The organism is Neoluteolibacter marinus (genome assembly GCF_014904755.1).
In the GTDB taxonomy this organism is placed as follows: domain Bacteria; phylum Verrucomicrobiota; class Verrucomicrobiia; order Verrucomicrobiales; family Akkermansiaceae; genus Haloferula; species Haloferula marina.
Window position 1 is genome coordinate 1 of record NZ_JACZFQ010000019.1, and the last position, 13896, is coordinate 13896.

General features: G+C 66.8%; 11 protein-coding genes. 6 read left to right on the plus strand and 5 right to left on the minus strand.

Features of this window, described 5'->3' with window-relative positions:
• Nucleotides 1-73: 73 nt before the first annotated feature.
• Nucleotides 74-1135 (minus strand): ATPase, T2SS/T4P/T4SS family, encoded by a 1062-nt coding sequence (locus IG178_RS04300; protein ID WP_193211286.1) that lies wholly within the window; start codon nucleotides 1133-1135, stop codon nucleotides 74-76.
• A gap of 57 nt (nucleotides 1136-1192) precedes the next feature.
• Entirely contained in the window at nucleotides 1193-1822 is a 630-nt protein-coding gene (locus IG178_RS04305) for a LolA family protein (protein ID WP_193211287.1), read from the minus strand.
• A 123-nt stretch (nucleotides 1823-1945) separates the two neighbouring features.
• On the opposite strand from IG178_RS04305, the gene IG178_RS04310 reads away from it, so the two are divergent.
• The 3 genes from IG178_RS04310 (at nucleotide 1946) to IG178_RS04320 (ending at nucleotide 5417) form a co-directional block, all read left to right on the plus strand.
• Nucleotides 1946-4315 (plus strand): MMPL family transporter, encoded by a 2370-nt coding sequence (locus IG178_RS04310; RefSeq protein WP_193211288.1) that lies wholly within the window; start codon nucleotides 1946-1948, stop codon nucleotides 4313-4315.
• 138 nt (nucleotides 4316-4453) lie between these two features.
• A complete protein-coding gene (locus IG178_RS04315) occupies nucleotides 4454-4858 on the plus strand; it encodes a hypothetical protein (RefSeq protein ID WP_193211289.1) in 405 nt (134 codons plus the stop codon).
• Between the two features lie 265 nt (nucleotides 4859-5123).
• Nucleotides 5124-5417: a hypothetical protein gene (locus tag IG178_RS04320; RefSeq protein ID WP_193211290.1), complete on the plus strand. Its 294-nt coding sequence runs from the start codon at nucleotides 5124-5126 to the stop codon at nucleotides 5415-5417.
• 31 nt (nucleotides 5418-5448) lie between these two features.
• Here IG178_RS04320 and IG178_RS04325 read toward each other — a convergent pair whose 3' ends face one another.
• On the minus strand, nucleotides 5449-5781 hold the full coding sequence (locus tag IG178_RS04325; RefSeq protein WP_193211292.1) for a hypothetical protein: 333 nt from the start codon (nucleotides 5779-5781) through the stop codon (nucleotides 5449-5451).
• Nucleotides 5782-5873: 92 nt separating this feature from the next.
• Between IG178_RS04325 and IG178_RS04330 the strand changes: the two genes are divergently transcribed.
• The 3 genes from IG178_RS04330 (at nucleotide 5874) to IG178_RS04340 (ending at nucleotide 11611) form a co-directional block, all read left to right on the plus strand.
• Nucleotides 5874-8054: an excinuclease ABC subunit UvrB gene (locus IG178_RS04330; RefSeq protein WP_193211294.1), complete on the plus strand. Its 2181-nt coding sequence runs from the start codon at nucleotides 5874-5876 to the stop codon at nucleotides 8052-8054.
• Nucleotides 8055-8125: 71 nt separating this feature from the next.
• Nucleotides 8126-9766, plus strand: coding sequence for a 3-keto-alpha-glucoside-1,2-lyase-like domain-containing protein (locus IG178_RS04335; protein WP_193211295.1), 1641 nt, complete (start codon nucleotides 8126-8128; stop codon nucleotides 9764-9766).
• A 123-nt stretch (nucleotides 9767-9889) separates the two neighbouring features.
• Nucleotides 9890-11611, plus strand: coding sequence for a pyridoxal phosphate-dependent aminotransferase (locus IG178_RS04340; RefSeq protein WP_193211296.1), 1722 nt, complete (start codon nucleotides 9890-9892; stop codon nucleotides 11609-11611).
• A 1-nt stretch (nucleotide 11612) separates the two neighbouring features.
• On the opposite strand, the gene IG178_RS04345 is transcribed toward IG178_RS04340, so the two are convergent.
• Both IG178_RS04345 and IG178_RS04350 read right to left on the minus strand, forming a co-directional pair.
• Nucleotides 11613-12245 carry a c-type cytochrome gene (locus tag IG178_RS04345; RefSeq protein ID WP_226894819.1) on the minus strand — a complete coding sequence of 211 codons (633 nt, stop codon included), beginning with the start codon at nucleotides 12243-12245 and terminating at the stop codon, nucleotides 11613-11615.
• Nucleotides 12229-13896, minus strand: a 1668-nt coding sequence (locus IG178_RS04350; protein WP_226894821.1) for a hypothetical protein, incomplete at its 5' end; no start/stop codon positions are given. The genes IG178_RS04350 and IG178_RS04345, both read right to left, overlap by 17 nt.

The following is a 13896-nucleotide window of genomic DNA, read 5'->3' on the forward strand; positions in this document are numbered from 1 at the left end:
CCGCCGCGTTCGACGGTCTCCCTGAGGTAGTCGGTGATTTCTTTGACTTCGCTCACGATGACAAGGGGTGAAACTATGAAATGCCGCGCATGGCGCGATCAAAATCCTGCGGCCGGTCGGTGGCCGAGCGGGCGATGGCGGGGTCGACGATGCCCTGCTCCGAGGCGGCGACCAGGTAGCGGAGAAAGGAGCACGCGGTCGAGCCGTCGGCACGGTTGAGATGGTCCCGCAGGTCGTCGAAACGGCCCTCGGAGAGCCACTTCCGGGTCGCGCTTTCGTTCTGGAAATATTCCAGCATCGGGATCAGCCCGCCGTCGAGCCGCGGCAGCAACTGCTGGGCGATCGCGCCGATCAATTGGTGGGCCAGCAGGTTCGCCGCGGAGACGCTGGACCCGTCGCTCAGGATCCGGTTCATGCGCTCCAGCGCCGTCGGCACGCCCGCGACGCCGGATCCGTGGATGGTGGAAATCACCAGGTGGCCGGTCTCCGCCGCGCGCAGGGCGGTGAAGGCGCTCGCCGCGTCGCGGATCTCGCCGAACAGGATGACGTCGGGGTTTTGCCGCAGGGCCGCACGCAGGGCGATGTCGTAGCTCTCGGTGTCGCGCTGCACCTCGCGCTGCGAAAACCACGAGCGGTCGTTCTCGAAGAGATACTCGATCGGGTCCTCGATGGTCACGATGTGCCGCTGCTGGTGCTGGTTGATCCACTGGAGGCAGGCGGCGATGGTCGTCGACTTTCCCGATCCGGTCGGGCCGGCCACGATTACCAGACCGGAGCGGCGGCCCATCCACGACGCCAGCAGCTCGCCGGGCAGACCGAGCTCGTCGAAGGACGGGATCTGCTTCTTGATCGGGCGCATCGCCACGGCGAGCCGGCCGAGGGTGCGGTAGCCGTTGACCCGCAGGCGGCCGACGTGCTCCACGCTGAAGCTGGAGTCGCCGTCCTGGGTGCTTTCCGGGTCGAAACCGCACTCGCGCCAGATGCCGGCGATCGCTTCGTGGGAAATCGGTCCGCCGTGAGCGATGATGATTTCCCCGTCGCCGCGGACCCGCGGCCGCTCGCCCTCCACCATGAAAACGTCGCTGGCGCCGCCGGTGAAGGCGTTTTCAAGCAGGGAACGGATCTCGGGGTCCACGATGCAGACACTAACAGTGCCGCGCCGGGGGAGGGGAAGAAACAAATCCGCGATTTCTCAGCGGATCAGGTAGCCCGCGAGATCGGGGCTGAACACCGCCGGGTCGACCTTGCCGTTGATCGTGGTCCTGGTGAAAATCGTGCGGATCCGCGACTTGTCCGCCAGCTCGAGCGCCAACGCGCGCAGCTCGTTGGTGCGGGTGTCGATGTCGAGGAACATCCAGGCGACCTGCTTGCGCATCGCCCGTTCCTTCGGCTTGAGGGTGATCTGGTAGATCCCGTTGACGATCCGCGACTCCACCAGTTCGAAGGTTTCCTGGAAGCTGCCGAGGTCGCGGAAGGCCTCGTTGGACAGCAGCGTGAACTGGCGTGCCTTGGCGGAGTCGGCATCGATCCGCTGGCCGCGCTTCTTGGACACGTCGACCAGGGTCATCGTGCTGCCGTCCGAAACGGCCATCGTTTTCACGGGCTCGCCCAGCTCCCACAGCAACTTGCCCGGCCGGATCATCCGCATGCGGCCGGGGGTGGAGACCGCTTTCTTCAGCGAGGGCAGCTTGCGTTCCTGGACGAAATCGGCATCCAGCGTCTTGAGTGTCTTCTGTCGCTTGATCCAGGCGTCGAGGGGTGCGAGGTCGAGCTCCGCACGGGCGATCGAGACCAAGGACAGGAAGACAAGCAGCAGGCGCATGGCGACAGCGTGGCGCTCCCGGCGGGAAGTTCCAAGTGCCAAGACGCGCATCGGCGGTCCGTCCCGCCCGGGCGTCGGAACTTCTCGCTTGGAACTTCACCGCGGCGCCCCTCCACTCCCGCCATGCGGAAATGGTGGTGGCAGGCGCTCTTGCTCGGACTGGTCGCGGTGGCGGCGATGGGACTCGGCCGGATCAGGTTCGACACCGACGTTCTCTCGGTGCTGCCCGGCGACATGCCGGAAGTGCGCGGCCTGCAGATCTTCCAGCAGGCGTTTTCCCGCGACGAGGAGATGGTCATGTTGCTCGAGTGCGACGAGGATCACGCCGGGGAACTGCCGCAGCTGGCGGAGGAACTCGCCGGCAAGCTCAAGGAGGACGGGCTTGCTGCAACGGTCCGCTGGCAGCCGCGCTGGCGGGATGATCCGGCTGGCCTGGCGGACCTGGTGGCCTATTTGTGGCTCAACGGTGATTCCGCCGAGCTCGAGGCTCTCACCGCCTCGCTCGATCCGGACCAGGTGGATGGAACCCTTGAGGAAGCGATGGAACGCGTCGCCACCGCCCTCGACGGCGGTGACATCGCGCTTTCCTCGCACGATCCGTTCGGCTTCCTCAATCATTCCTCGATGCGTGCCCTGTTCGCGGCGTCGGAGGAGGGCGGGGAGGCATTTGAAAGTGCCGACGGCCGCTTTCACCTCCTGTTTGCCGACGCTCCCGGCCCCTTGCCGGGTTACCGCGAGATGGAAGCGTGGAAACAGCAGCTTGCCGCGGTCACGGAGGCCTGGGGCGGGGAGAACGGGGTCAAGGTCCGCTTCACCGGCGAACCCGCTTTCGCCGGTGAAATCGGCTCGGCGATGGAAAACGACATGCGCGGGACGGTCGGGATCACGGCAACGGTGATCGCGCTGTTGTTCCTCGCCATGCAGCGGCGCCTCGGCCTGCTGGCCGGCCTGTCCGGGGTCCTCGGGCTGGTCTTTCTCACGGCCATGGGACTGGCCGGCTGGATTTACGGTGAACTTAGTATCATGGCCGCCGGCTTCGCCGCGATCCTGATCGGCCTGACCGTCGATTACGGCGTGTTGATCTGCCAGGAGGCAAAGGTTGCCGGCCATGAAGCTGCGGCGCTGCGCCGGGCGACCGGGAAGTCGATCCTGTGGGCCGCGCTGACCACCGCGATCGTTTTCGTCGCCTTGAACCGGTCCGGGCTGCCGGGAATTGCCCAGCTCGGCACGGTGGTGGCTTGCGGCATCATCGCCGGGGCCGTCCTGATGCTCGTCTTTTACGTTCCCTGGGTCGCCCGGTGCGGGGCGGGGCGGGCCGATGCCACCTGGCGACCCGCCTGGCTGCCGGGCAACTTCGGCTCCCGGGTCACCCTGCTGCTGCTCATCGGCGCGGCTGCCGCCACGCTGGGTCGCGGCGGCTTGCCGGGAGTTGAATTCGACAGCCGCCTGCTCCGTCCGCGCGACAGTCCGGCGATGGAGGCGTTCGAGCGCATCCAGTTTGCCTATCCCGCCTGGAATTCGCCCGCCCTCAAGCTCGTGGTCGAGGCTGACTCCGACGAGCAGATGCGCGAGCGGCTGGAAGAAGCCGCGGTCCGCATCGGAGAGGCTCAGGCCGCGAATCCCGATATTATCACCCGCCACGAATTGCCGGCGACCTGGTGGCCGGATCCGGAGGTCCAGGCGTCCAACCGCCCGCTTTTCACGGCCTTGGCGGCGAGAAAGGACGCGCTTGTCGCGGCGGCGGACGAGGCCGGCTTTTCGGAAGAGGGCACCGCCTTGGGCCGCACCGTGCTCGATGCCATGTCCGTGATGGCGACTTCCAGCACCCTTGTCTTTCCGGATCAGCCGGCGGCGCAGGAAATCATGCGGGGCTACGTCAACCGCCACGAGGGCGGGGGCGGTGTTGTCCTCGGTACGGTGGAAACCAGCCCCATCGACAACATGGGGGAGCCGGGCCTGCAAACCCTGCGCTCGCTCAACGGCGACGGCATCTGGCTCGCCGGCTGGGCGATGCTCAAGCCGGCGGTGCTCCCGCTGGTGAAAAAGGACGTCACCGATGTCCTGATTCCAATGGCGGTTCTCATGGTGATCATGCTGGCGATCGTTTTCCGCAAGTTTGCCGAGGTGGGGCTGTCGTTGATCATGCTCTTTGCCGCAGCCATTTCACTGCTGGCACTAATGCGCTGTTTCGGAGTGCAATGGAACTTCCTCAACATCGCGGCGCTGCCCTTGCTGCTTGGCACCGGGATCGACTACTCCATCCACATCCTTCTCGCCCTTCGTCGCAGCGGCGGCAACACGTCCGAGGTTTGGAACGGGACCGGCAAGGCCGTGCTCTTTTGTGGAACGTCCACCGCCATCGGATTCGGATCGCTCTGTTTTGCCTCGAACGACGCCTTGGCAAGCATGGGGCAGGTGGCGGTGACCGGGATTCTGCTCTGCATGATCCTTTCCGTTTTCCTGCTGCCCGGTCTGGCCGCGCGGAAGCCTTGAGACTCTGGAGGAGAAGGGGGGGGGACTGAACCTACGCGATCGCGTAATGGCGATTTCGAGGATTTTCCGAATGATCTCACCCATCTTGGGAATCGTTTTCCGATTTTCGGGGTAAAACACCCACACCCCCTAGCCCCCGTGAAGAAGCATCCATCGGACGTTCGTTCGTCCGAAAATCCCTGGCTTCAGGCCGTTCCGTCCGCCGCGCGTTATGGTTTCCGTTCCGACGGGAATCACCGTCCCCACTCCGGAGAAAGGGTCGTCTCCCACGCCGACGCGCCGGCGCGGCCGTTTGTTCCATGCTGCCAGCCGAAGGGAACGGGATGGCGTGATGCTTCCCTCAGCCGGGTGCACCGGGTGAACCGGCGGCGGTTCTGCGAACAACAACCCCTCGGCAAGGCGGTGTTCTGCCTGCTGGCGTGCGTCTCCTCGCTGTTCGTCACCTCGGAGACCGGGGATAAAAGCCTGACTGCAGGAGCGACCGCCATCGTCCAAGTGGTGGAGGAGCATGATTCCACGACCATCGCTTTGGTGGGTCGATAGTTCGCCGGCGCTTGGTTTTACGGTCCGGAGGTCCGCTACTACCTCGGAGGCGGCTCACGAGGCGTTCCTCGCTGCAGGACCGTCGGCACGGAGGCGCGCCGGCGCCGTGAAGGAGCCCCCCCGGGTGGGCGCGGCTGGTTGTTTTGGCGAGGAACCGGTCCTTCCGTGATTGCGTAGTGGTTGACCCTCTCCGGCTGGGCCATGATGCGAATCGCCGTTTGGCACAACTCATCCATCACCCAGCACGCTTCACCCGACACTTGCCATGAACAACGCCGACCGTATCCGCGATCTCGCAATGGCTGCCCTCCGTTCGTCCCCCTACCTCGAGCAGGTGCCTCGTCCGGTTGGATTCATGCTCTCCTTCGACCGCCAGCGTGCCCTCTATTCCTCCAGCGAGATGCCGGCCTCGTCGTCGCCATCCCGCACCACGGAGAAACCGCGCACCCGTACCGAGGCTCTGGTCGCCGCTCCGGCCACCCGCGAGGTGGCGGTGGGATTCCATTGGCGAGAGGTCTTGGGATCCACCGAGGGCCGCACCAACCGCAAGCGCCGTTGAGGGCCGGCGAAAGGCCACACGTTTCGAAATCTCAATCCGGGACCTTCACGTTGCGGGCAACCAGGTGGGCGGCCATCAGGTAGACCAGCACGTCCGACTCCTGTGATGGGTCGAGGCGGGCATTCTTCGCCATGTGCGGGACGACTTCCCGCCAGAACTCCGGATCTTCCGTGCCGGGTAGTACCCGTTCATGGCAGCGGTTGCAGTTCGACATGTAAAGGTCCCTGCCGTTTTGCAGGCGGACTTCACTGACGTCGGTCCTCGCCGCCATCGCGGGTGTGACTTCGGGAACCCCGCCCGATTGCGTGCGGCAGGCGGGTAGGAGCAGGATCCCGGAAGCAATTCCAAGGATGTAGGTTTTCATCTTCGCGACGATGGCGGAAAGGCTGCCGGATGCCAGCCAAAGCCGCTCCCGCCCCTTGCGGGTCCGGCGTTCCGCGGCTAAACCTCGGCCGGATGCCCTTCGAACTCTCCAGCGAATACTCACCCCAGGGCGACCAGGCGCAGGCGATCGCCAAACTGGTGAAGTCGATCCGTGCCGGCAACCGCCACCAGACGCTGCTCGGCGTCACCGGCTCCGGCAAGACCTTCACGATGGCCAACGTGATCGAGCAGATCGGCAAGCCGACGCTGATCATGAGCCACAACAAGACGCTCGCCGCCCAGCTCTACTCGGAGTTCAAGAACTTCTTCCCCCACAACGCGGTCGAGTACTTCGTCAGCTACTTCGACTACTACCAGCCGGAAGCCTACATCCCGCGGACCGACACCTACATCGAGAAGGATTCGTCGATCAACGACGAGATCGAGCGCCTGCGGCTGTCGACGATGGGCTCGCTGCTGACCCGCGAGGACACCATCGTGATCGCCTCGGTGTCCTGCATCTACGGCTTGGGCTCGCCCGACGACTACGAGGGCATGATGGTCCCGGTCTGGGTCGGCCAGCAGATCCGCCGCGACGATTTTCTCCAGGCCCTGGTCGCGATCCTGTTCGAACGCAACGACATCGCCTTCGGCCGCGGCAAGTTCCGGGTCCGCGGGGACGTGGTCGAGATCCACCCCGCCTACCTCGACGAGACCGCCATCCGCGTCGAGTTCTTCGGCGACGAGATCGACCGCATCAGCTCGGTGAACACCCTGACCGGGCACGTCATCGACAAGATGGACAAGCACACCTTCTTCCCGGCCAAGCAGTTCGTCACCCCGGCCGACAAGATGAAGAAGGCGATCGTGGAGATCCGCAAGGAAGCCGATGCCCGCGTCGCGGAGTTCGAGCAAGAGGGCAAGCTCATCGAGGCCCAGCGGCTGCGGATGCGCACCGACTACGACATCGAGATGATGCAGGAGATGGGCTTCTGCCAGGGGATCGAGAACTACTCGCGCCACCTGACCGGCCGACCGCCGGGATCGCGGCCGCACACCCTGCTCGACTTCTTCCCCGACGACTTCCTGCTGATGATGGACGAGAGCCACGTCACCATCCCGCAGGTCGGCGGCATGTACGAGGGCGACAAGAGCCGCAAGACGGTGCTGGTCGAGCACGGCTTCCGCCTGCCCAGCGCGCTCGACAACCGGCCGCTGCGCTTCGACGAGTTCATGCACATGACGAAGCAGCGGCTCTACGTCTCGGCGACGCCGGGGCCTTTCGAGATCGTCAACTCCCGCCCGGAGAACCAGCGCTTCATCCCGGTCAAAGGCCGTGGCGACGACCGCGGCTTTACCCACATCGATTTCAAGAAGCTGCGCATCACCCCCAGCGGCAGCGCCGAGCCGGTCGGCAGTTTCGATCCGGAAAAACGCGGCACCCCGCTGGTCGTCGAGCAGATCATCCGCCCGACCGGACTCCTGGATCCCACGCTCGTCCTCCGCCCGCTCAAGGGCCAGATCGACGAGACCATCGAGCTCTGCCGCCAGCGGGTGGAGAAGGGCGAGCGGGTGCTGGTCACCACCCTGACCAAGAAGACCGCCGAGGATCTTTCCGAATACCTCCAGGGCACCGGCCTCAAGGTGCGCTACATCCATGCCGACATCGACACCGTCGAGCGGGTGGAAATCCTCCGCCAGTTGCGCGCCGCGGCCTTCGACATCCTGGTCGGCATCAACCTGCTGCGGGAAGGCCTCGACCTGCCGGAGGTTTCGCTGGTCTGCATCCTCGATGCCGACAAGGAGGGCTTCCTGCGCAACGAGACCAGCCTGATCCAGACCGCCGGCCGCGCCGCGCGCCACATCAACGGCAACTGCGTTCTGTTCTGCGACGTGGTCACCGATTCCATCCAGCGCCTGATCGACGTCACCGAGTACCGCCGCAGCCGCCAGATGGAGCACAATGAACTCCACGGCATCACCCCGCAGGGTGTGAAGCGCAAGGTGCAGGAGAGCCTGCAGCTCTACTCCAGCCAGCGCGAGTCGGCGGAGAAACTCGAGCGCTCGGTCGTCGCCGAGGACGACGAGGCATACGACAAGGTGCGGGTGATCGCCGAGCTGGAGAAGGAGATGCTGGACGCCTCGGCCAAGCTCGAGTTCGAGCGCGCCGCGCACCTGCGGGACCAGATCGTGGCGCTGAAAGAAGGCGCCCCCGCGGCATCGGCGGGGAGGAAGAAGGTGGCGTATCCCAAGGGACGGGGACGGAAGCGTTAGGGCGGCCTTCCTTGCGCCACGCCCCGCGATGTCCCTTGAACGCTCCGGCGACAACTGATTGTTTTCCGGCCATGTCCTTGCGCCTCGCGATTTTCCTCGGTTCCTGCGTCCCGCTTGCCGCTTCGGCGGATCCTTCGTGGCGGCCCCTCTTCAACGGCAAGGACCTGGCCGGGTGGACAGTCACGGTGGACGGCAGGGCTCCCGGGGAGGATCCCGACCGGTTCGTGCAGGTGCGCGACGGGGCGATCCACATGTACGCCGGGACCGATCCTGCGGAGGAGGTGCCCTTCGGCGTGATCACCCACGAAGGGGATTTCTCGCGCTTCCACCTCGTGCTGGAGTACCGCTGGATGGACAAGAAGTTCGCTCCGCGGAAGAACGCCCTGCGCGACGCGGGCCTCTTGTACCACGCTTCGGCGACCGACAAGGTCTGGCCGGATTCGGTCGAGTACCAGATCCAGGAAGGCGACAGCGGCGACATCGTTTTCATCAACGAGGACGGCCTGACCTGGGCGCACCCGGATCCGGACCGGGCGCCGGAGGGGCAGGGCGATCCCGGCCTGCTGCCGGAGAATGGCGGCGTCCTGCGCGGTGGCGGGGTGAACTACGCCTACATCGGTCGCTTTCCCGAGCACGACCAGCCGGGCTGGAACCGGGTCGAGGTCATCGTCCACGCCGGCGAGTCGGCGGAGCACTGGCTCAACGGCCACCTGCGGGCCCGGCTCGGCTGGTTCCATCACCTCGCTCGCGAGGGCGAACTGACCCGGGGGAAGATCTGCCTCCAGCTTGAGGCCGCGGAAATCCAGTACCGCAACATCGAGGTCCGGGAGCTGGATGTGCCGCTCCAGCCCGACAAGCGCTTGCTGCCGCTGAGCGCGGTGAAAGGCCACCCGTCCCGCGCCGGCACCGTGACTGTCCGCAATCCCCTCGACCGCCCGCTTTCCACCCGCCTGAGCCTCACGGGGAAGGACGCCGCCGCGTTCACCGCCGTCTGCGAGACGATGACCCTGGGAGCGGGCGAATCCGCGGAAGTCGAGGTCCGCTTCAAGCCCGGCCGTGGCGCCGGGCGCTACAGCGCGGGCTTGCAGGTCGGGACGCCGGAGGAAGGGACCTTCGTCTGGCTCCAGGGCATCGGCCTGGAGGCATTCGAGGGGAAGAACGAACCGCCGTTGCAGGACCTCGTCCACGCGCTCGGCATTCCTCTCGACGTCGGCGGCAAGGCCCTGGAGCTCGATACCGCGGCCCCCGTTATCGGCGATGGCGTCGCCGTGCCGTGGTTCGTCCGGGCGGAAGAAGGGGAGGTCCGGGTGACCCCGTTGGCGCGTTTTTCCCCGCCCGGTGCGACGCCTTTCGGGTACGTGACGAGGGGAAGCCGCGAACTTGCGGAAGTCGGCAAGCTGGCGGATTCGTCGGTGGTCGGGGATGCCCACCAGTGCCTCCTGCCACCGCTCCAGGACGGCAAGGCCACCGCCGGATTCGAAGCCCCGGAAGAGGGTTTCGCGTTCTACCTGGATGCCCATCAATACACCTCGTTCACGGACCCCGGTCTGCCCACGGAGGCGAAGATCGCCCACACCGCGCGGGTTTATCCGGTGACTTGCCTCGGCGGCCGGACGCTGGAGAATGCCTACCTGATCGGCTTCGAGGAAGCGGCCAACGGCGACTACCAGGATGCGGTGTTCCTTCTCGAGAACGTGAAACCGGCGCGCTGACCGGCACCGCGGGAACGCCGCCGGGGATCGGCAAGGTCGATGTTCGGCCGCCCGATTATCGATGATCCGGATCGGCGCCGGCATGCCATGCTGCCCGCCTTGACCGCGTGCCCTCCAGTCCGGATGCCGATCATCGCTCCCGCGGGAGAACGCTTGAGGGAGCGCATCGCCCGGGCACGGCACCAGGTCTACGCGCTGGAGCTGGGCCAGCATGCCGCGGATCGTTCCGGCCGTCTCGGCGACCGGCTCGACGCGGTGAACCACTACATCGCCGCGACGGTCGGCGATCGATTGGCGGGCTTCATCAGCGTCACGCCGGCGGGACACGCTGGGTATTCGGTCGACAAGTATTTCACCCGCTCCGAATTGCCCTTCGAGGTCGATGGCGGACTCCACGAGGTTCGCTTGCTGACCGTCATGCCGGGGTTCCGGTCGTCCGGCCTGGCGGCGGCGTTGATGCTGGCGGCCTTCCGGTGGATCGAATCGCAGGGCGGGACCCGGATCGTGGCGATCGGCCGGAGGGAGGTGAAGCGGATGTATCTCCGCTGCGGGCTGCGGGATGCCGGCAAGACGGTGGAAGCGGGGGCGGTCAACTACGACCTGATGCACGCGGCGGTGGCGGAACTCCGCGGGGTTCTCGACGGCATGGATCCGCTGGTCGGCCGCATCGAAGGGACGGTGGACTGGCGGCTCGGCGTGTCCTTGCGCAAGCCGGCCGGGTGCTTCCATGGCGGGGCGTTCTTCGATGCCATTGGCCCCGGTTTTCAGGATCTCGGACGGCATCGCGACATCATCAATGCCGACGTTCTCGACGCCTGGTATCCGCCGGCACCGGAAGTGGTCGGGGCCTTGCGCGAGCACCTGCCGTGGTTGGCCAGGACCTCGCCACCGACGGACTGCGCAGGCCTGGTGGCGGCGATTTCCTCGGCCCGGGGCGTGCCGGAAGCGGAGGTCCTGGTCGGGGCAGGGTCGTCGGACCTCATTTTCCGGGCCTTTCCGCGCTGGCTAAACCGCCGCTCGCGGGTGCTGCTGTTGGATCCAACCTACGGTGAGTATGCCCATGTGCTGGGGAAGGTGATCGGATGCGGGATCGAGCGCTTTCCCCTGCGGCGGGAGGAGAATCACGACGTGGACCTGGAGCGGTTGCGCGAGCGGATCGCCAGCGGTCCCGACCTGGTGGTGCTGGTCAATCCCAACAGCCCGACCGGCCGCGTGCTCGGTCGCGGGGAGGTGGAGTCACTGGTCGCGGCCGCCCCGGGGCGGACCTTGGTCTGGGTGGATGAAACCTACATCGATTTCACAGGAGGGAGCGTCGAGCGGCTGGTCGGCCGCCACGGCAACCTGGTGGTTTGCAAGTCGATGTCGAAGGCCTACGCCTTGAGCGGGATGCGGGTCGCCTATCTGGTCGCGTCCCGCCATCGGGTCGATGAACTGCGGGCGGTGACCCCGCCGTGGGTGGTCGGGCTGCCGTCGCAGGTGGCGGCGGTGAAGGCTCTCGCATGCCCGGACTACTATGAACGTCGTTGGCGGGCGACGAGTCGGCTCCGCGAGTCCCTGGCCGGGAAGCTGCGCGGCTTCGGGTGGGACGTCGTGCCGGGCTGCGCGAACTTCCTGCTGGCGCACCTGCCGCCGGACGGGCCGACGGCCGCGGAACTCGCGGAGGCCTGCCGTGACCACGGCCTGTTCATCCGCGATGCCGTGGCGATGGGGGGCGGACTGGGCGACCGGGCGGTCCGGATCGCGGTCAAGGATCCGGGGACCCAGCGGCGGATGATCGAGATCCTGGCGCGGATTCTCGCCTCCGGGGTCCCGCCGGGCGGGGGGCGGACCGGCGGGCCGGGGTGACTCAGTCGTTCAAGGCCGTCGCCGGAGGCACCGGATCCGGCACCCGGTTCACCACGGCGGGCAGGCTCATCAGGTAGGCGTAGATCGCCGACAGATCCTCCTCCTTCGCCTCCGACAGCGGCTGCCAGGGCATCGGCGGCAGGATCGGCCGGCCGCTGCCCTTGTGCTTGCCGGTCCGCATGGCGGAGATGAACTCGGCTTCGGTCCAGGCCCCCAGCCCGGTGTCCGGGTCGGGCGTCAGGTTGGCGGAGTAGGTCACGCCCCACGGTCCGGTCCAGGCCGTCATGCCGGCGGTGGCGGCTCCCCAAGGATTGGAGGGATCGGTGCTCGGGGCACTCAGCACCAGGTCGGCCGGATGGCCGGCAAGGAAGCGCCGGGGGTCGTCGACCGGCCCCTGCGGGGTCATGGTCTTCGGGGTGTGGCAGTCGGTGCAGCCGCCGAGCTTGACGAGGTAGGCGCCGCGCCGGACGTGGTCTTCCGGGGGGGCGGTGGCGGCGGCCCCGGACCGGGGTGCGGCGGGCCTGAGCAAGGACCAGCCGAGCAGGCCGAGGGCCGCGGCGGCGACGAGGAAGGATGCGGTGGATTTCATGTTCGGTTGTGGGTTGGAGAGGTCGGATTCAGCGGGGAGTTTCATGGGACGGGGCATGCAGCGGGGTCACGCCGGGCCAGGTGAGGGTGGCGGTGCCGGCCAGCGAACGGGTGCCGCCGTCGAGCCGGCCGGTGGCGGCGTTGAAGGACAGCGGCTGGTTGAACAGGAAGGCGAAGGAATCGAGGGCCAGCGATTGCTCGTGGACGTCCTCGTGGACCGCGCCGTTGCTGTCGACCCAGCGCTCGGTCTCGGTGAAGGTCCCGCCGGCCTGCAGGCTGAAGTTGGGCGCGCTGCCCTGCCGGACCGCGAGGATGCCGTTGTTGAAGATGGCGTGGTCGATCACGCAGAGCCCGCCGGCATTCCAGTCACGGGACTCGAGCGACGAACCGCCGGACCAGATCGTCGCGGAACTCGAGCTGGTCTGCCAGGTGCCCGAGGCGCTGACGCTCCCGGTGCAGTCGGCCATGTTCGAGAACACGACCGGCAGGTATTGCGGCTCCATCTCCGGTGCACCGCGGGAGCCGTGGATGTCGCCGCGGAAGCGCACCGAGAGGTTCATCGTCGCGCTGAGCGAACCCTCGCCGTGGACCTGGTAGGTGAAGGGCACCCGCCATTCGCTGAGCGGCACCTTGTTGCTATAGCTGTAGTAGTCCTTCGACATCACCACCTGGATCTCGCCGGTGGGCGGATGGTCGGGAATCCGGATGACGATCCCGTCCAGCGGGTCCCAGCGCAGCACGTTCATCGTCTGGCCGCCCCAGGTCACCACCCGCCGGGCGGCCCCGGGATCCGGGCCGAAGTCGCCCTCGATCAGATACTTGCTGAAGGGCTCCCCCTCGCTGTTCGCCTCGGCCAGGATCCGCATCACCGAGGGCATCAGGATGTTCGCCGGCTGGCTCGGGTGGTGATACCAGACGAACTTCGAGTTTGGCCGTTCCTGGTCCTCGTAGGGCGGGCTGGGGTCCTCGTCGTAACCGTTCATGGTCATCCATCTCTGGACCGTTCCCATCGCGAAGGAGCGCTCCTTCGGGGTGGAGACCGGTGGCTCCTCGTTGGTGCCCAGCAGGCGGTCGAAGACCTTCAGGCAGGGCGTGCCGCTGGCCGGACCCGAGAGCCAGTCCCAGCTGACATAGGTGCCGGCACCGGCGGCGAGGAAGGCATTGCCGAGGTCCGGGTGGCCGCCGCAGCAGGCGTCGATCATCACCACCGAGTGCAGCGCGAAGCGCATCCGGCTGCGGATGAACTTGCTGGTGATGCCGTAGTAGGGGAGCTCCTCGCCCTTGTCGATCGCCAGCATCAGCTCGCCGTCCTCGCGCATCTCGCCGTAGACCGGGTGGGTGACGCCGGTCAGCTCGCGGGTGATCAGGCCGATGCCCTCGCTGCCGTCCTCCTTCTTGTAGGAGCAGCCGTGGGCGTGCCAGAACAGCACGCCGAGCGGATTGCCCGGGCCGCTCCACTGCATCACCTGGCGGACGGTGGTCGAGTTGTAGTGGCTGGTGAGGTATCCGCGGCTGGCGAGCCAGCCGTTGATGGTCGGGGCGGAGTTGGGGAAGGTCGCCTCAAGGGAGAATGCCGTGATCGCACGGTTGCTTCCCGGCAGGCTGCCGATCGCCACCGACAGGCTGCTGGCCGCGGCGGGTCCGGCTTTCGGCACGCCGGCAGCCGGGGGCTGGGGCAAGCTGCCGGCGTTCCCTCC